Genomic DNA, 17,500 nt, shown 5'->3' with positions numbered 1-17,500 from the left:
TCGACGTTAATGTCATCGGCGACTTGTTCTATATTACACCCCTAATCTCTAATCGTCAACATGTTTTTCTAAAAAAGTATAAAAAGGCTTATTTCTTTTAAAATAAGCCTTTTTATCATATACCATTCTATTCGTTTATTATTTTTCTATAATTGGTAACGAGACGATAAACTGAATAATACCATCCTCATATTCAGCCCGAATACTACCACCTTGTAATTCAACAATACTTTTCGCAATTGCCAATCCAAGGCCCGATCCTTCTGTTGCCCTACTTCTAGATTGATCTTTCTTATAAAAGCGTTCAAATAAACTCGCTAACTCTTCTCTCGTAAACTCTTCACTATGATTCGCAATTACAATTTGTATATCCCGGCGCTGCCTTTGAAGAGAAACTTTGATTTCCCCATCATCTTTACTATACTTAATCGCGTTCATTAATAGATTATCAAATACACGGACCATCTTTTCCGAATCAATCGCTGCATAGGCACGTTCCTCAGGAAACTTCTTAACGAACGTAAGTCCATGCTCTTCCGCTTGCGGTACTAACTCTTCTATTAATTGCTCGAGCAACTCATTTACACATACTTCTTGTTTTTCTAATACAACTTGTTCATTCGTTAACTTCGTATACTCAAATAAATCTTCTATTAAATTCTTTAACTGCTCCGATTTAGCAAAAGCAATTCTTGTATACTCATCATGTTGTTCTTTATTTTCATATTTAGAATCTCGAAGTAATCGCAAGTAACCCATAATAGAAGTCAGTGGTGTACGTAAATCGTGAGATACATTCGTAATAAGCTCATTCTTTTGCTTCTCTAATCTACGTTCCTTTTCTATATTATTCATAAGCTCTTCCGCCATATTATTAATATTCTCAGTTAAAGACGCAATCTCGTCTTCACCTTTCTTTTCAATACGATACGCTAAGTTTCCTTTTTCGATTTCCTTTACACCTTCTGCCATCGCTTCAATTTGTTTCATCTTTCTCTTTGTTATATAAAAGAAAGAGAAAATGAATACGAGTACACCAATTAAAAATGGGAATGGGCCTTCTACTTTATAATACACTACTTCCCCTTGAGGAATTCCACTCACAAACATATATAAATTCTTACCTTCTATTGTAATAGGTGAGAAAGTAATAAACTCTTTTCTAGATCTTTCAATATCATTATTATTCGAATAATTGATAGCAAACGAAGTTGCATTACGAATTGTATTATGCAAATTAATTTGTTCTTCTTGTGCCTGCTTCGTTTTATACAAAACCTTACCATTTTCATCGGTAACTAATATTTTAAAAGCATCCTGCCCCTGCTCTAAATGTTCATTTTCTAGCTCTATCATACTTTGTACGGCATCTAATTTATTTGCATCAACCATCATTTCCGCAGTACTTTGCGCTTTACGATTAATTTGTTCCATACCATCTCTATAATTAATCTCAGCATGTCGACTAGCATCTTCAAAAACAGGCGCTACTATCTTCGTTGATACAAAGAGACCTAATAACGCACAAGCAGTAAAAGCCGTAATAAGTTGAATCCGCACACTCCGTTTCACACTCTTTACTAGCTTTCCGATTAACTCTCGAAATTTCCTAACATAAGTAAATGGATTAAATATCTTTTTCAATCTTATACCCCACTCCCCATACTGTTTTTATATAAATTGGCTTCCTCGGATTCTCTTCAATCTTTTCACGCACTTTTCGAATATGAACCATTACCGTGTTATCCGACTGGAAAGATCTTTCGTTCCAAACCTTTTCATAAATTTGTTCCGCGCTAAAGACCATACCCGGATTACGGGCTAGTAATTCTAGAATTGAAAATTCCCTCGGGGTCAACTTCACTTCTTCTCCCTCTACAATAACTTTATGGGTCGAGATGTTGATTTTCATCTCTCCAATTTCTAACTCGTCCTCGTTTTGAATAGCGAAACCATTCATTTTCATATAACGGCGTAACTGAGATTTAATTCTTGCGATTAACTCTAACGGATTAAATGGTTTCGTTACGTAATCATCCGCACCCGTTGTTAACCCTAAAATCTTATCCATATCTTGCGTTTTCGCGGAAAGCATAATAATTGGCATTTCTTTTTCTTCCCTTACTTTCATACACATATGAATGCCGTCTACTTTCGGCATCATAATATCTAATACGACTAGATGTACTTCGTTTTCTTCTAGTAAACGTAATCCTTCTTCGCCGTCCCCTGCTTGCAATACTTTATATCCTTCATTCTTTAAATAGATTGTAATAAGATTCCTAATTTCTTTTTCATCATCTACGACAAGTATCGTTTCATTTGCCACAATATCTCCCCCATCACTTTTTTAATCCCTAACTTCTATTATAGGAAAACTTCTGAAGAAAAACGCTCGGAAATCCTTAAGATTTTCTGAAGACGCAAAAAAGGCCTAGACTCCCCTTAAGTCTAGACCTTTCAAAAACCCCTTTTATTTACGAACGTAGATGAAATATAGTACGAATAAAACTCCCATAACATACATAATCGGATGAATCTCTTTACGTCGACCACTTACTACCATTGTAATTGGATAGAAGATAAACCCGATTGCAATTCCTGTTGCGATACTATACGTAAGTGGCATTGAGATAATTGTAAAGAATGCTGGTACTGCAATCTCGAATTTCTTCCAATCAATTTCTCCTAAGGAAGAAACCATCAAGATTCCTACAATAATTAATGCTGGTGCCGTTACAGCTGGTGTTACAACACTTAGTAATGGCGAGAAGAATAGTGCCAGTAAGAAGAATCCTGCTGTTACAACTGCTGTAAATCCAGAACGTCCACCCGCTGCTACCCCTGCAGAAGATTCAATATAAGACGTTGTTGTTGATGTACCTAAGATCGCACCAATTACAGTTGCAATCGCATCTGCAAATAATGCTTTTCCTGCACGTGGTAATTTATTGTTCTTCATTAATCCAGCTTGATTCGCAACCGCTACAAGTGTACCTGCTGTATCAAAGAAATCGATAAAGAAGAACGTTATAATAACAATCACCATTTGAACAGTGAAAATATCTCCGAAGTGCGTTAACGCCACACCGAACGTTGGTTCTAGACTCGGTATTGCTCCCACTACAGCTTTCGGAGTATCAATTAATCCTGTTGCTACTCCTAAGATTGCTGTAAGAATCATACCGTAAAATACTGCACCATTTACTTTCTTAATCATGAAGATAATTGTCGTAACAACTCCAAAGATTGCTAGTAACGTTGTGCCCTTTGTTAAGTCCCCCAACCCAACAAGAACAGCATCATTTTTCACGATAATTCCAGCATTTTGGAATCCAAGGAAAGCAATGAATAATCCGATACCTGCCGCTACTGCAAACTTTAACTCTGATGGAATTGCATTAATGATTTTTTCACGAATACCTGAAGCTGTAAGAATAATAAAGATAATACCTGACATTAACGTTCCAGCAATTGCTGTTTGCCACGGAATACCCATCGTTAACACTGCTGTATAAGCAAAGAATGCGTTAATTCCCATACCCGGTGCCAAAGCAATCGGATACTTCGCGAAAATCCCCATAATTAACGAACCGATCGCTGCTGCTAATGCTGTAGCAACGAATACTGCACCTGGATCCATTCCTGTACCTGCCGGTAATCCTTTAACATTTCCAAGTGACAGCGTAGCAGGATTGACAAATAGTACGTAAGCCATAGATAGAAATGTCGTTAAACCTGCTATGAACTCTGTTTTGTAATTCGTGCCGAGTTCATCAAACTGAAAATAGCGTTTCATCTTACGTTTCCCCCGTTATATGATTACTCGCCGTAATCTCCTAGCCCTCTTTTATCTATTAAAAATAAAAAAGGCTTCCATTGCATATACATGGAAGCGTTCTATGAATAAAGATAAGATTCCCCTCACCTTTATAAAAACGCCTCGTAGTCAAGCCATTTACGGTAGCTAGGTAGAAACTTTCGGGCCATATCCCCGATATTATACGACGGCATAATATTCACTTTTCGTTTGAATTACATACTCATATTAACTCGATGAAGTAGTTTTGTCAATTTAAAAACGAACATTTTTATAAACATTTATAATTTCGTTCGTATTAACCCTAAAACAAAAAGATCCATCTATACATAAGTAATAGATGGACCTTTTTATAAATACTATTCCCACTCAATAGTTGCTGGTGGCTTACTCGTTACATCATACACGATACGGTTAACGTGTTTTACTTCGTTTACGATACGTACAGAGATTTTCTCTAATACGTCCCAAGGGATACGTGCCCAGTCAGCTGTCATACCGTCGATAGATGTTACTGCACGGATACCTACTGTGTAATCGTACGTACGCTCGTCACCCATAACACCTACGCTACGCATACCAGGAAGCGCAGTGAAGTATTGCCAAATTTCACGATCTAAGCCCGCTTTAATAATTTCTTCACGTAAAATCGCATCAGATTCACGAACGATTTCTAATTTCTCTTCTGTGATTTCACCTAATACACGAATACCAAGACCAGGGCCTGGGAATGGTTGACGCCATACGATTTCATCAGGAATTCCTAGTTCTGATCCTAATACACGTACTTCATCTTTAAATAACGTGTTTAAAGGCTCAATTAATTTGAACTGCATGTCTTCTGGAAGTCCACCAACGTTATGGTGAGATTTAATTGTTTGTGCAGTTGCTGTACCACTTTCAACGATATCTGTGTACAGTGTACCTTGTGCTAAGAAGTCCATTCCTTCTAACTTAGAAGCTTCATCATCAAATACATAAATGAATTCGTTACCGATGATTTTACGTTTTTGTTCTGGATCTTCTACACCTTTTAACTTGTTCATGAAGCGTTCTTTTGCATCCACTTTAATAACGTTCATATGGAAGCCTTCACTAAATGTTTTCATAACACCTTCTGCTTCGCCTTTACGAAGTAAACCGTGGTCTACGAAAATACATGTTAACTGATCGCCGATTGCTTTATGAATTAATACTGCTACAACAGAAGAGTCTACACCGCCGCTAAGTGCGCATAGAACTTTTTTGTCTCCAACAGTTTCACGGATTTTCTCTAATTCTACTTCGATAAAGTTCTCCATGTTCCATCCTTCAGAACAACCACATACGCCGAATACGAAGTTTTTAATTAAATCGTTACCGTGCTCAGAGTGACGTACTTCTGGGTGGAATTGTACACCGTATAAGTTTTTGTCTTCATTGCTCATACCAGCAATTGGACAAGACTCACTTGTTGCATCTACTACGAACCCTTCAGGTAAACCAGTTACTAAGTCACCATGACTCATCCATACAACTTGTTCTTCTGGAAGGTTCGCATATAATTTTGATTCGTTCTCTACTTTCAGAACAGCTTTTCCGTACTCACGGTGGTTTGCACGTTCTACTTTACCACCGAATTTTTGTGTCATAAGCTGCATACCGTAACAAATACCGAAGATCGGTAATCCTAGGTCAAAGATTTTTTCATCACAATGTAATGCACCTTCACCGTATACACTATTCGGTCCACCAGAGAAAATAATCCCTTTTGGATTTATTTCTTTAATTTCTTCTGCAGTAATTGTATGCGGATGAAGTTCACTGTATACACCGAACTCACGAATTCGACGTGCTATTAACTGATTGTATTGACTTCCAAAATCTAAAACGATAATTGTATCGTGTTGCTTCTTCAAAATAATCACCCCAACGTTAGTTCTCGTATATAAATATTTTCACCAATTAGGCGAAAAGCATTACCAATATAATAAAAAAAGCCAGTCCTCCGCCTCTAGTCTCATAACAAAGAAAAGGCAGGGGTCTGGCTTTATAAAGAAAGATAGTCTTCCGCTCTTTATAAATATAAGACACACTGCCTTCATAGTCAGGTTGTTTACGGTAACCCGGTAGAGACTCTCAAACCTTATCTTTGAGGATATATGAAGGATCGTTTTATATTATCTTCCTAGATTCTAACAATGAAGTGTCGGTATGGTCAAGAGAGAAAGCGACAAAATTCTACAGAAATTCATTTCCTTTTCTAAAAAACGTCCATTTCTATATAGAAATGGACGTTTTTTAGAAAAGGATTACATCATCCCGCCCATGCCAGGCATTACCGTTGTAATTGGTCCTAGTTTGTCAGCTACTACAGCTAAAGTCTTATCATCAGTTTCTTCCTATTTTTTTACCTATCCGTATAAAAATTTCATCAACCTGTTCTAGCTCTTACGCTGACATAAATACACTCAAACAAAAGAGTTAATAGACACTATAAAAGCCTATGCAAGTTATACATAAGCTTTTTGTTATTCACGATTAGCTATTTTTCAAGTCCTAATCCTTAAAGCAATTATTAATAAGATTAAATATAATAATCAGGGTTTTCGTCCATTTTAATTAAAAATTCTTCTAAAGAATCCGCTATTTTTATGTTCTCAGAGTAAATGGGACACTGTCCTAATTCATTTTCCTCTTTAAATTTAATTGTTAAAAAACTAATTTCCGTAATTTCGAAAAACACCAATGATTCTTCATCGTCTGTATCATCCAAGTTTGGATTATGTTCATAAATATCCTGTCTTAAACGGAAATCCGCAACTGAAATCGGGTCCATAAATCTATTGATTAAATTTCTGTTGGTGTTTAAAAATCCATAACCAATTTCTTCATAGAAACGTTTTAGTTCTTTAGGGAACTGCATTTTCAACAAATCCTCCGCTTCTGCTATCTCTTCTTTTGGTAAAGGGTAAAGAATAGGGGTTTGATTAGATTTAATGCCTTCGTCTGCTACAATATGCTTTTTCAAAAAATTAAACATTACTTATTTACCTCCATTATTTATCATTTAAAGATTTCCCTTGAAATTGTATCTTTTGCATGGATTCCACCTTGATGTTCATCAGGATATCTAGCTGGATGTATATTCCACCATTCATGTTCCCCGCCATATGCATTCTCTACCAAATGATGTGCATCATAAGGTCTATCAACTCTTCTTAGTACTCTACCCCTTCTTGAAAGGATTTCTTCTTCATAAGTAGGCCATTTTTGCCCTGTCTTAAGTTCCCATTCTTTAATTAAATCTTCTCGCAGTCTATTAAATTCTTCTCTTCTCACTGCTACTTCTTCTTTACTTAGTCGTTCATAACCACTATTTTTTAAAGATTCCTGTATCGTCTAATGAATCAAATCCTTCTACAATCTCCCCAATAACTTGCCCAGAGCCAACATATATACCATCCAAAATTTTTCTCAGCATAGATTTTTCAGAAGGTTTGCCGCCCATTGCTCCTGCTTCTATCTTTTCATTAGATAAACTTCTATCAACTAAATTACCATCATAACGTTCATCAGCATTACGAAACTTTTCAGCAGCGTGCATTAGTTCTTCTGCAATCTTATCAAATTGCCGAAACACATTAAACATTTGAGGTTTTGTATCTTAGAATGACGTAAATAGCTTTTCACATAAAGATTTTTAACTTCTTCAACATTCAAAATGTCATTATCGTGACATTAACCAATAAAACCACCTAAGAGAACCTCATAATTTTGATATTTACCCTCGTTATATTCCCAAGCTTACGGTCTTCAAGAAATTCCTTTTATGCAAATTTTAAAAACACAAAAAGGCTACCTCCTCTCATCAAGGAAGTAGCCTTCTACTAATTAAATATTTATAGATTGCACAGCTTCACAGAGTGATGCTTATTACATCATTCCGCCCATACCGCCCATGCCCATGCCGCCCATGTCAGGCATTGCTGGTGCATTTGGTTCTGGTTTGTCAGCTACTACAGCTTCAGTTGTTAAGAACATAGCTGCAACAGATGCTGCGTTTTGAAGTGCAGAGCGAGTTACTTTAGCTGGATCTACGATACCAGTTTCAAGCATGTTAACCCACTCGCCAGTAGCTGCGTTGAAACCAACGCCTACTTTTTCGCCTTTTAGACGCTCTACAACTACAGATCCTTCTAGACCAGCGTTGATTGCGATTTGGCGAACTGGCTCTTCTAGTGCACGAAGTACGATGTTAATACCTGTTGCTTCGTCGCCTTCAGCTACGATAGAAGCTACTTTCGTGTATACGTTCATAAGTGAAGTACCACCACCTGCAACGATACCTTCTTCTACTGCTGCACGAGTTGAGTTAAGTGCATCTTCAATGCGAAGTTTACGCTCTTTCAACTCAGTTTCAGTTGCTGCACCTACTTTAATTACTGCTACGCCACCTGCAAGTTTTGCAAGACGCTCTTGTAATTTTTCACGATCGAATTCAGAAGTTGTTTCTTCTAATTGCGCACGGATTTGACCGATGCGAGCTTCGATTTGTTCTGTGCTTCCTACACCTTCAACTACAGTTGTGTTTTCTTTCGTTACAACAACTTTACCAGCGCGTCCTAAAGATTCAACTGTAGCAGATTTTAAGTCACGGCCTAATTCTTCAGTGATTACTTCGCCACCAGTTAAGATTGCGATATCTTCTAACATTGCTTTACGACGGTCACCAAATCCAGGAGCTTTAACAGCTACTACATTGAATGTACCACGAAGTTTGTTCACTACTAATGTAGCTAATGCTTCGCCTTCTACATCTTCAGCAATGATAAGAAGTGGTTTACCTTGTTGTACCACTTGCTCTAATACTGGTAAGATTTCTTGAATGTTAGAAATCTTTTTGTCAGTGATTAAGATGTATGGGTTATCAAGAACTGCTTCCATTTTGTCAGAATCAGTAATCATGTAAGGAGATGCATATCCACGATCAAATTGCATACCTTCTACTACGTCTAATTCTGTTGTGAAACCTTTAGATTCTTCTAAAGTAATAACGCCGTCGTTACCAACGCGCTCCATTGCTTCAGCGATTAATTGACCTACTTCTTCGTCAGCAGCAGAAATAGCAGCTACTTGTGCGATAGAAGATTTACCTTCGATTGGTTTAGAAATCGTTTTTAATTCTTCTACTGCAGCAACTACAGCTTTTTCGATACCTTTACGAAGACCCATTGGGTTCGCACCAGCTGTTACGTTTTTAAGACCTTCACGAATCATAGCTTGCGCTAATACAGTTGCAGTTGTTGTTCCGTCACCAGCTACATCATTTGTTTTGCTAGCAACTTCTGCTACTAATTTCGCACCCATGTTTTCGAATGCATCTTCTAATTCAATTTCTTTTGCGATTGTTACACCGTCATTTGTAATAAGTGGTGAACCGAATTTTTTCTCAAGAACAACGTTACGACCTTTTGGTCCAAGCGTTACTTTTACTGCGTTTGCAAGAGTGTCGACACCGCGAAGCATCGAACGACGTGCTTCTTCACTAAATTTAATATCTTTTGCCATAATAATTGACCCCCTTGGATTTTTTAAGATTTATATAATTAACCGATAACTGCTAAAATGTCACTTTCACGTAAAATCAAGTAGTCTGTACCTTCATATTTCACTTCAGTACCTGCATATTTTGAGAAGATGATAAGATCACCTGCTGCTACCTCTAAAGCAACACGCTCACCATTTTCAAGCACTCGACCAGTACCTACTGCAATAACTTTACCCTCTTGTGGTTTTTCTTTTGCTGTGTCTGGTAATACAATACCACTTGCTGTTTTTTCTTCCGCTTGAACAAGCTCAATTACAACGCGATCACCTAATGGCTTTAGCATGAACAATAACCTCCTCATTTTGTTATGTAAATTTTATTTATTAGCACTCAGGTCACCCGAGTGCTAACACACTTATAATAATAAATAATCTCAATTTCTTTTGCAAGTAAAAAAATCATAATTTTTTCGCAAATTACGCTATAAACTTTTCTATATAGAGTTCCTCTTCTTCTACCTTTACCATATGAATCGTTGTTTCCACTACTCGTATGTTACAATATGAAAGGACACCCTAAGTTGTTTTCTCTACACACACAACTTTCTCCTGTCTTCTATTATAAATTCGAATAAGGATTTACAAAAAAATCATAATGTAAGCAAGGTTTATATCGTAGGTAGCATATGTACATGTTATCCTACCTTATCTCATACACTAGAGTTAGAAAGGATGGTTAAACCATTTGAAAAAACAATATTGGTGGGTTATCGTTACATACATCTTAATGCAGTTATCATCCATAGCTGGATTACCGCTTCTCCTGAAAACTGGACTTTATGATAACAGAGGATTTACTAGGGAGGAGAAATTTCAACTTATAACTGGTCACTGGGCAATCATTAGCTTCTTTATTGCATTATGTATCGTACTTTGGTTACTTAGAACAGATATTCGCGACAGACATTTAGATACAAAGCGTTCTACTGTTCCAGCTACGATTGGTTGGATTTTTATCGGGTTCTTCTTAGCATTTTTCTCGCAAAGTATTGCTGGTATGATTGAAATGTATGTATTAGGTATTAAACCTGGATCTGAAAATACAGCGAGACTTATGGATATCGCAAGAACGACACCTTGGTTCCTTATCGTCATCTCTATAATAGGACCTATTTTGGAAGAAATCGTATTTAGAAAAATTTTATTTGGTACACTTTATAAGAAGTTTAACTTCTTTATTGCCGCTATCATTAGTTCTCTTGTATTTGCGGCGATTCATTTTGATTTTACTCACTTATTGGTATACACTGCTATGGGTCTCGTATTCGCCTTCTTATATGTAAAAACGAAGCGTATTATCGTTCCAATTGCAGCTCATGTTGCAATGAATACATTAGTTGCAATTGCCCAAGTTTTAGTGAGTAACGAACAAATTCAGGAAATGATTAAAGAAGCTGAAAAAATGCAAGGCTTTATCGGAGGATTTTTAGTATGAGAAACTCACCATTGTTCATGGCTGCATTATACTTCCTTCTAGGATGTATCTTTACACGCTTCGCCATTACGAACGTAACAGATACAATTTGGAATATATGGACAATACTATTTGCAGTTATGGCAACGATTGATTTTAATTTGGCACTTCGCCTTATCTTAGTTAAATTCACAAAGAAAAAACAATAATAAAACGCAGAGGTCGCTTCCTCTGCGTTTTATTGTGGATAATTCTTCAAAAAGTAAACTAATGTTTGTAACTCTACTGCTAAATCAATATGATGAATTCTTATATTTTCTGACACATTTAAGCGCGCTGGTGTGAAATTCAAAATACCATGCACGTTTGTTTCTGCCAATCTATCGGCTACAGATTGCGCTACTGTAGCGGGTACTGTTAATATTGCCACTTGTATATCAGTTGATAAACGTTCTTCTAATTCATCTAAGTGATATACAGGAATGCCTCCGATTTCTGTTCCAACTTTCTCTTCACTAACATCAAATGCCATTTCAATCTTTGTATTATTGTTTTTCGTGAAATTATAATGTAAGAAAGCGGTCCCTAAATTACCTACTCCAATAAGCGCTACACGTGTTATATCATCTTGGTCGAGTGTTTCACGGAAAAATGATAATAAATAATTTACATTATATCCATATCCTTTTTTCCCTAACGCTCCAAAGTATGAGAAATCTCTGCGAATTGTTGCGGAATCAACCTTTACCGCTTCACTTAATTCAGCTGATGAAACACGTTGCTTACCAGACAAAGATAAGTTTTGGATAAATCGATAGTATAGAGGCAATCTCTTAGCAGTGGCTTGTGGAATTTTCTGCTGCTCCATATAACCTCTCCTCTCTTCCTATCTTTATTCATATGCTTTAATCAAATACAGAAGTTTAGCACTTATTAAATTCCTTGTATAATAGAAAGAAGAAGTATTCTCTCTGTATTTTAAACTATACACTATTTTTAGTATGATTGAGAAATATAAACATGGCAAAGTTAAGAAATTATTTGAGGTGAAAACATTGATTTTATTACAAGTAAACGCGCTTTCGAAATTATACGGTGCAGAAACGATTCTTTCAAATATAAAATTAGAAGTTCAAACGAAAGATCGTATCGCATTAGTCGGACGAAATGGCGCTGGAAAATCTACATTATTAAAAATAATAGCGGGTGAGCTATCTCATGATGGTGGAGAAATTATAAAACCGAAAGATGTCTCAGTTGGATATTTAGCTCAAAATACCGGTTTAGAAACATCTTTAACAATTTGGGATGAAATGCTAACCGTCTTTACACACTTGCAGCAAATGGAGACAAAACTTCGAAGGCTAGAGCAAGAGATGGGAAAAGAAGAAAACTTTTCAAACGAGGCTACATATGAAAGATTATTAGCTGATTATGACCAATTACAATTAGATTATAAAGATCAAGGTGGCTATCAGTACGAAGCAGATATCCGTTCGATTTTAAGTGGTCTTGGCTTCCCAGTTGAAACGCACCAGACGACGATTTCGACATTAAGCGGTGGACAAAAAACACGATTAGCTCTCGGTAAATTATTATTAACGAAACCAGACTTACTTATTTTGGACGAGCCTACAAACCATTTAGACATCGAAACATTAACATGGCTTGAACAATATTTACAAGGTTATCCTGGGGCAATACTAATCGTTTCCCATGACCGTTATTTCTTAGATAAACTTGTTACACAAGTATATGAAATTTCGAATAAAGAAAGTAGACGATTTGTTGGTAACTACAGTAAATATTTAGACTTAAAATCAGCACTATACGAGCAAGAAATGAAACGTTATGAAAAACAACAAGATGAGATTGCTAAGCTAGAGGACTTTGTTCAAAAAAATATAGCTCGTGCATCTACGACAAAACGTGCGCAAAGTCGCCGGAAACAATTAGACCGTATGGAATTATTAACAAGACCATTAGGGGATTCTAAGTCAGCTTCCTTCCACTTCGATATTGAAAAACAAAGTGGAAATGATGTGTTACAAGTAAAGGACGCAACCATTGGCTATGATAAGGATCCAATTATTGAACATGTAACAATGCGCTTAACACGGGGAGATAGTGTTGCTTTAGTTGGTCCAAATGGAATTGGGAAATCCACATTATTAAAATCCATTGTGAATAAGTTACCACTATTACATGGTGAGGTTTCTTTCGGATCTAATGTCTCTGTTGGTTATTATGATCAGGAACAAGCTAATTTAACATCTTCTAAGCGCGTTTTAAATGAGCTATGGGATGAATATCCACTGCAACCTGAAAAAGAAATTCGCACGATACTAGGTAACTTCTTATTCACAGGAGATGATGTACTAAAGCCCGTCTCTTCTCTTAGTGGTGGACAAAAGGCTCGGTTAGCTCTTGCAAAACTTATGATGCAAAAATCGAATTTATTAATTCTCGATGAGCCTACAAACCATCTTGATTTAAATAGTAAAGAAATCCTAGAGAATGCTTTAATCGATTATCCTGGTACTCTTCTATTTGTCTCACATGACCGCTATTTTATTAATCGTGTAACAACGACTGTGGTTGAGTTATCAACAGAAGGTGCACAGGAATATTTAGGGGATTACGATTACTACGTTGAAAAGAAAAATGAAATGATTGAACGTGCAGAACTTGAACAGCAAGAACAGCAAGAAAATCAGGCACCTGTTCAAAAAACTGTAGCTCCAGAAAAATTAAATTATCTCGAAGAAAAAGAGCGTAAAAAGTTGGAGCGTCAACGTACTCGAAAAATTGAGGAACTAGAACAAAATATTGTACAATTTGAAGAAGAAATTGCTACGTTAGAAGATCAACTTTGCTTACCAGAAATATATGCAGATTATGAAAAGGCTAGTGAAATTACAACGAAAAAGCAAACACTACAAGAACAACTTGATGCTTGTATGGCAGAATGGGAAGAATTGCATTTATAAGAGTATAAATAAGAAGGATGTCTCATCAGTCGGGATTTTTGACGATGAGACATCCTTCTTATCTTCTAGCCATGGTCAACCTCTATCGCATAAACGATTCGACACGAGGTATCGATTTTCCGACAAGGTTTGACAATGTTAGCCTCCCTTATAATAAGGGCATATTTCAAAATGTTTTTTAGAGATACCTTCTTCGTTTTTATTTCCCGAAAAAGGATAGATTCAAAGGTCAGACTTTATCTGGTTTATCCACAAGTTTATACACATATCCACCTTTATAAAATAAACATCTAAATAACTTTTCCACATTATCCACAATCAACAAAAAAGTTATCAACATTTTATATACACAATAAAACCCATATTATCAACAGATAATATGGGTTTTATCCACAAGCTGTGGTTAATTTTGTGCATAACTACGCTTCAATATCTAATCCTGGATTTGCATTTAAAGCTAATGTAGCACGTTTTCCTTGTTCATATGCAATTGTACCTGCCGCCGCAATCATAGCTGCATTATCTGTACATAAAGATAGAGGAGGAATAATTAGCTCTACATTTTCTTTTTGTGCAAATTCTGCTTCTAAACGTGCACGCAGTCCTTTATTCGCAGCTACTCCACCAGCAAGAAGCACTTGCTTTACGTTATAAGCATCCGCTGCACGAGATGCTTTCGTTACTAATACGTCAATTACACTCTCTTGGAAACTTGCTGCTAAATCTTCCGGTGCAATTTCTATCCCGCGTTGTTTTGCGTTATGCACAGTGTTGATAACTGCTGATTTCAATCCGCTAAAACTGAAATCATACGAATCCGGTTCTAGCCATGCACGAGGTAAATCAATTGTTGGTTCTCCTTCATGTGCAAGTCGATCAATATGAGGACCACCTGGATATGGCATAGATAACGTACGAGCTACTTTATCATATGCCTCTCCTGCTGCATCATCTCGCGTTTCACCAATTACTTCAAATGAACCATGTTCTTTCATATAAACAAGCTCTGTATGCCCACCAGAGACAACAAGTGATAGTAATGGGAATTGAACTTCTTTTACTAAACGGTTCGCATAAATGTGGCCAGCGATATGATGAACACCAACTAGAGGGATATCATGTGCAAATGCCACTGCTTTCGCTGCGTTCACCCCTATTAGAAGCGCTCCTACTAAACCAGGTCCTTCTGTGACAGCAATTGCATCAATATCATCAAATGTGATATTCGCTTCTTTTAAAGCTTCTTCTAATACAACTGTAATTTCTTCTACATGATGACGGGACGCAATCTCTGGTACAACTCCGCCAAAACGTTTATGACTTTCAATTTGTGATGCAACAACATTCGCAATAATTTCCGTTCCATTTTTAACAACCGCTACTGCTGTTTCATCACAACTTGTTTCAATACCAAGTATAATCGTATTTTTTTCCATTATATATTCACCCACATTACGAGACCATCTTCCTGATTGTCTGCATAGTATCGTTTACGAATTCCACCATTTTGAAATCCGTATTTTCTGTATAACTGTTTTGCTACTTCATTTGATACACGTACTTCAAGTGTCATCGTTTTTACACCTAGAGTTTTCGCCTCGGAAATAACTTCTTTTAATAAAGCATCTCCTAGCTTTTGACCTCTGTATTCTGGCAAAATAGCTATATTTGTTATATGTGATTCATCAATAATTATCCACAATCCACAATACCCAATTACACGACCATCTTTTTCTAGCACAACATAATGTGCATGTTCATTCATCGTTAACTCACGGTGAAAGGCATCTGCAGTCCAAGGAGTTGAAAAAGATGCTTCTTCAATGGCTACAATTTGAGCAATATCATCAAGTTCCATCTTTCTAAATATCATATCCATCCTCTGCAAGCTCCTACTTGTTTTGACTTTCTAACCACTTTGTTTCAGCTTCAGCTAAACGAAGGTAACTAGGAACAAATGAATGTACATCTTGTTCTTCTTTTTGTAATCCTAAGAACGCTAGCTCACTTGGTCTTGGGTTATTTTTAGTGAAAGGAGCAAAGACAGCTTGATCGCCTAAATGTTCGATAATTGTTTCTTTGTGTAGTTTCACATCGTTACCAATAAATAAAACAGGCTTTCCTTTATCTTTTAACATTTGCAACCAGTCTACAATAAGGATGATTCGGTCTTCCTCTATAGAAGTTAAATCCTCTCCTTCATATGTATATAAGCCAGTATAAATTTGTCCACGTCTTCCATCGAATAAAGGACAGATTAATCCATCAAAATTAGCTCCGTTTGCAGCCACTACTTCTAAACTTGATACACCTACAATTGGTATTTGAAGTGACCAAGCTAATGTTTTTGCAGCTGTCACACCTATACGAACACCTGTATATGATCCTGGTCCAGCAGCTACAACTATTTTAGTTAATTCTTTTGGTTTTACACCGCATTCTTTTAACAGTTGTTCTACAGCTGGCATAAGACGCACAGAATGATTTTTTGTTAAATTTGTAATGATTTCCCCAATTACGTTTCCTTCTTCAATAAGGGATACACCCATTACGTAATTTGAAGTATCAATTGCTAGTACTTTCATCTTGTAATAGCTCCTCACATAATCTAATATAGCGATCTCCAATCGGCTCGAGTACAATGTTTCTTGTGTCATCTCCAGCATGGAATAAACTAATTTGTAGCTTCTCATTTGGTAAATATGCTTCTATTAAATGAGCCCATTCTACTACCGTAATTCCTTCACCATAGAAATACTCATCAAAACCTAAGTCTTCTTCACTTTCTGCTAAGCGATACACGTCCATATGATATAGCGGTAATCTCCCTTTATATTCTTTAATAATATTAAAGGTAGGGCTATTTACAACTCTTTTCACTCCAAGACCTTTTGCTAGTCCCTTTGTAAAAGTCGTCTTACCAGCCCCTAGATCTCCTTCTAAAATAATTACATCTTGTGCCTGAGCAAGTTCACCAAGTTTTTCTGATAATCTTTGTGTTTCCTCAGATGATTTTGTTGTTATTTCATATTTACTCACAGACTTCACCTACTTTACTCACAATGTTCTCTGCTCTTTATTATACAGGTTTTGAATATATAAAAAAGTCCTTAGGAGTTTTCCTAAGGATAGTTTGACTGTCTTTATTAGTTTTTTGTTAAAACAAATAAAAAAATACGAAACAACATGTTTCGTTCTTTTCTTTATATAAAATGGCGGTCCCGACCGGGGTCGAACCGGCGATCTCCTGCGTGACAGGCAGGCATGTTAACCACTACACCACGGGACCATTTGGTTGCGGGGACAGGATTTGAACCTGCGACCTTCGGGTTATGAGCCCGACGAGCTACCGTGCTGCTCCACCCCGCGATGATATAAATAGCTTGGCGACGTCCTACTCTCACAGGGACAAGGTCCCAACTACCATCGGCGCTAGAGAGCTTAACTTCCGTGTTCGGTATGGGAACGGGTGTGACCTCTCTGCCATCATCACCAAACTATTGAAGGCATATTCCTTCAAAACTAGATAACATTTGCTACATATTATATGGTTAAGTCCTCGATCTATTAGTATTCGTCAGCTCCACATGTCACCATGCTTCCACCTCGAACCTATCAACCTGATCATCTTTCAGGGATCTTACTAGCTTACGCTATGGGAAATCTCATCTTGAGGGGGGCTTCATG

16 protein-coding genes, 2 tRNA genes, 2 rRNA genes, 1 pseudogene and 2 riboswitches (1 of these 23 running past the window's edge) are annotated in these 17,500 nt (G+C 36.8%); of the genes and pseudogenes, 3 read left to right on the top strand and 18 right to left on the bottom strand.

Annotated features, from left to right (window positions below; translation table 11 throughout):
* Positions 1-138: 138 nt before the first annotated feature.
* From BGI23_RS01545 to groES, 9 genes and pseudogenes are all read right to left on the bottom strand, one after another.
* A complete protein-coding gene (locus BGI23_RS01545) occupies positions 139-1,644 on the bottom strand; it encodes a HAMP domain-containing sensor histidine kinase (protein ID WP_070805106.1) in 1,506 nt (501 codons plus the stop codon).
* Positions 1,628-2,329 carry a response regulator transcription factor gene (locus tag BGI23_RS01540; RefSeq protein WP_070805105.1) on the bottom strand — a complete coding sequence of 234 codons (702 nt, stop codon included), beginning with the start codon at positions 2,327-2,329 and terminating at the stop codon, positions 1,628-1,630. The genes BGI23_RS01545 and BGI23_RS01540 overlap by 17 nt, the downstream gene beginning before the upstream one ends.
* Positions 2,330-2,473: 144 nt before the next feature.
* Complete coding sequence (locus tag BGI23_RS01535) at positions 2,474-3,799, bottom strand: NCS2 family permease (protein WP_000833097.1); 1,326 nt, start codon at positions 3,797-3,799, stop codon at positions 2,474-2,476.
* 127 nt (positions 3,800-3,926) lie between these two features.
* A riboswitch (purine riboswitch) is annotated at positions 3,927-4,028 on the bottom strand.
* A gap of 151 nt (positions 4,029-4,179) precedes the next feature.
* Positions 4,180-5,718, bottom strand: coding sequence for a glutamine-hydrolyzing GMP synthase (gene guaA / locus BGI23_RS01530; protein ID WP_000743928.1), 1,539 nt, complete (start codon positions 5,716-5,718; stop codon positions 4,180-4,182).
* Positions 5,719-5,883: 165 nt separating this feature from the next.
* A riboswitch (purine riboswitch) is annotated at positions 5,884-5,985 on the bottom strand.
* 401 nt (positions 5,986-6,386) lie between these two features.
* On the bottom strand, positions 6,387-6,842 hold the full coding sequence (locus tag BGI23_RS01525; protein WP_000481693.1) for an SMI1/KNR4 family protein: 456 nt from the start codon (positions 6,840-6,842) through the stop codon (positions 6,387-6,389).
* Between the two features lie 23 nt (positions 6,843-6,865).
* A pseudogene (locus BGI23_RS28570) lies at positions 6,866-7,198 on the bottom strand (hypothetical protein); the annotation flags it as partial.
* A complete protein-coding gene (locus tag BGI23_RS28565; protein ID WP_083322636.1) occupies positions 7,176-7,451 on the bottom strand; it encodes a hypothetical protein in 276 nt (91 codons plus the stop codon). The pseudogene BGI23_RS28570 and the gene BGI23_RS28565, both read right to left, overlap by 23 nt.
* A gap of 284 nt (positions 7,452-7,735) precedes the next feature.
* Positions 7,736-9,370 carry a chaperonin GroEL gene (gene groL / locus BGI23_RS01515; RefSeq protein ID WP_001029999.1) on the bottom strand — a complete coding sequence of 545 codons (1,635 nt, stop codon included), beginning with the start codon at positions 9,368-9,370 and terminating at the stop codon, positions 7,736-7,738.
* A 38-nt stretch (positions 9,371-9,408) separates the two neighbouring features.
* The gene (gene groES, locus BGI23_RS01510; RefSeq protein WP_000917306.1) at positions 9,409-9,693 is read right to left on the bottom strand and encodes a co-chaperone GroES; all 285 of its coding nucleotides are present in this window, start codon (positions 9,691-9,693) and stop codon (positions 9,409-9,411) included.
* A gap of 401 nt (positions 9,694-10,094) precedes the next feature.
* Between groES and BGI23_RS01505 the strand changes: the two genes are divergently transcribed.
* Positions 10,095-10,844, top strand: a complete 750-nt coding sequence (locus BGI23_RS01505; RefSeq protein WP_000745340.1) for a CPBP family intramembrane glutamic endopeptidase — start codon at positions 10,095-10,097, stop codon at positions 10,842-10,844.
* Positions 10,841-11,032, top strand: coding sequence for a YdiK family protein (locus BGI23_RS01500; RefSeq protein ID WP_070805104.1), 192 nt, complete (start codon positions 10,841-10,843; stop codon positions 11,030-11,032). The genes BGI23_RS01505 and BGI23_RS01500 overlap by 4 nt, the downstream gene beginning before the upstream one ends.
* A 29-nt stretch (positions 11,033-11,061) precedes the next feature.
* On the opposite strand, the gene BGI23_RS01495 is transcribed toward BGI23_RS01500, so the two are convergent.
* Positions 11,062-11,691 carry a redox-sensing transcriptional repressor Rex gene (locus BGI23_RS01495; protein WP_000437705.1) on the bottom strand — a complete coding sequence of 210 codons (630 nt, stop codon included), beginning with the start codon at positions 11,689-11,691 and terminating at the stop codon, positions 11,062-11,064.
* Between the two features lie 187 nt (positions 11,692-11,878).
* Between BGI23_RS01495 and BGI23_RS01490 the strand changes: the two genes are divergently transcribed.
* Positions 11,879-13,813 (top strand): ABC-F family ATP-binding cassette domain-containing protein, encoded by a 1,935-nt coding sequence (locus BGI23_RS01490; protein WP_218921377.1) that lies wholly within the window; start codon positions 11,879-11,881, stop codon positions 13,811-13,813.
* Between the two features lie 419 nt (positions 13,814-14,232).
* On the opposite strand, the gene tsaD is transcribed toward BGI23_RS01490, so the two are convergent.
* From tsaD to BGI23_RS01450, 8 genes are all read right to left on the bottom strand, one after another.
* The gene (gene tsaD / locus BGI23_RS01485; RefSeq protein ID WP_000414588.1) at positions 14,233-15,249 is read right to left on the bottom strand and encodes a tRNA (adenosine(37)-N6)-threonylcarbamoyltransferase complex transferase subunit TsaD; all 1,017 of its coding nucleotides are present in this window, start codon (positions 15,247-15,249) and stop codon (positions 14,233-14,235) included.
* Positions 15,249-15,692 carry a ribosomal protein S18-alanine N-acetyltransferase gene (gene rimI / locus BGI23_RS01480; RefSeq protein ID WP_000367197.1) on the bottom strand — a complete coding sequence of 148 codons (444 nt, stop codon included), beginning with the start codon at positions 15,690-15,692 and terminating at the stop codon, positions 15,249-15,251. Before rimI ends, tsaD begins: the two co-directional genes overlap by 1 nt.
* A 13-nt stretch (positions 15,693-15,705) precedes the next feature.
* Positions 15,706-16,398: a tRNA (adenosine(37)-N6)-threonylcarbamoyltransferase complex dimerization subunit type 1 TsaB gene (tsaB, locus tag BGI23_RS01475; protein ID WP_001975528.1), complete on the bottom strand. Its 693-nt coding sequence runs from the start codon at positions 16,396-16,398 to the stop codon at positions 15,706-15,708.
* Entirely contained in the window at positions 16,379-16,852 is a 474-nt protein-coding gene (gene tsaE, locus BGI23_RS01470; protein WP_000049631.1) for a tRNA (adenosine(37)-N6)-threonylcarbamoyltransferase complex ATPase subunit type 1 TsaE, read from the bottom strand. Before tsaE ends, tsaB begins: the two co-directional genes overlap by 20 nt.
* Before the next feature lie 174 nt (positions 16,853-17,026).
* Positions 17,027-17,102, bottom strand: a tRNA-Asp gene (locus tag BGI23_RS01465).
* A 3-nt stretch (positions 17,103-17,105) separates the two neighbouring features.
* Positions 17,106-17,182: transfer RNA gene (locus BGI23_RS01460), tRNA-Met, on the bottom strand.
* A 12-nt stretch (positions 17,183-17,194) separates the two neighbouring features.
* Positions 17,195-17,310 (bottom strand): 5S ribosomal RNA (gene rrf / locus BGI23_RS01455).
* Between the two features lie 50 nt (positions 17,311-17,360).
* Positions 17,361-17,500, bottom strand: a 23S ribosomal RNA gene (locus BGI23_RS01450); it runs 2,783 nt beyond the window's last position.

Source organism: Bacillus sp. ABP14, from assembly GCF_001831375.1.
GTDB classification, from domain to species: Bacteria; Bacillota; Bacilli; order Bacillales; family Bacillaceae_G; genus Bacillus_A; species Bacillus_A paranthracis.
The sequence above is the reverse complement of the archived record's forward strand: the minus strand, read 5'-3'. Positions and strand labels throughout refer to the sequence as shown.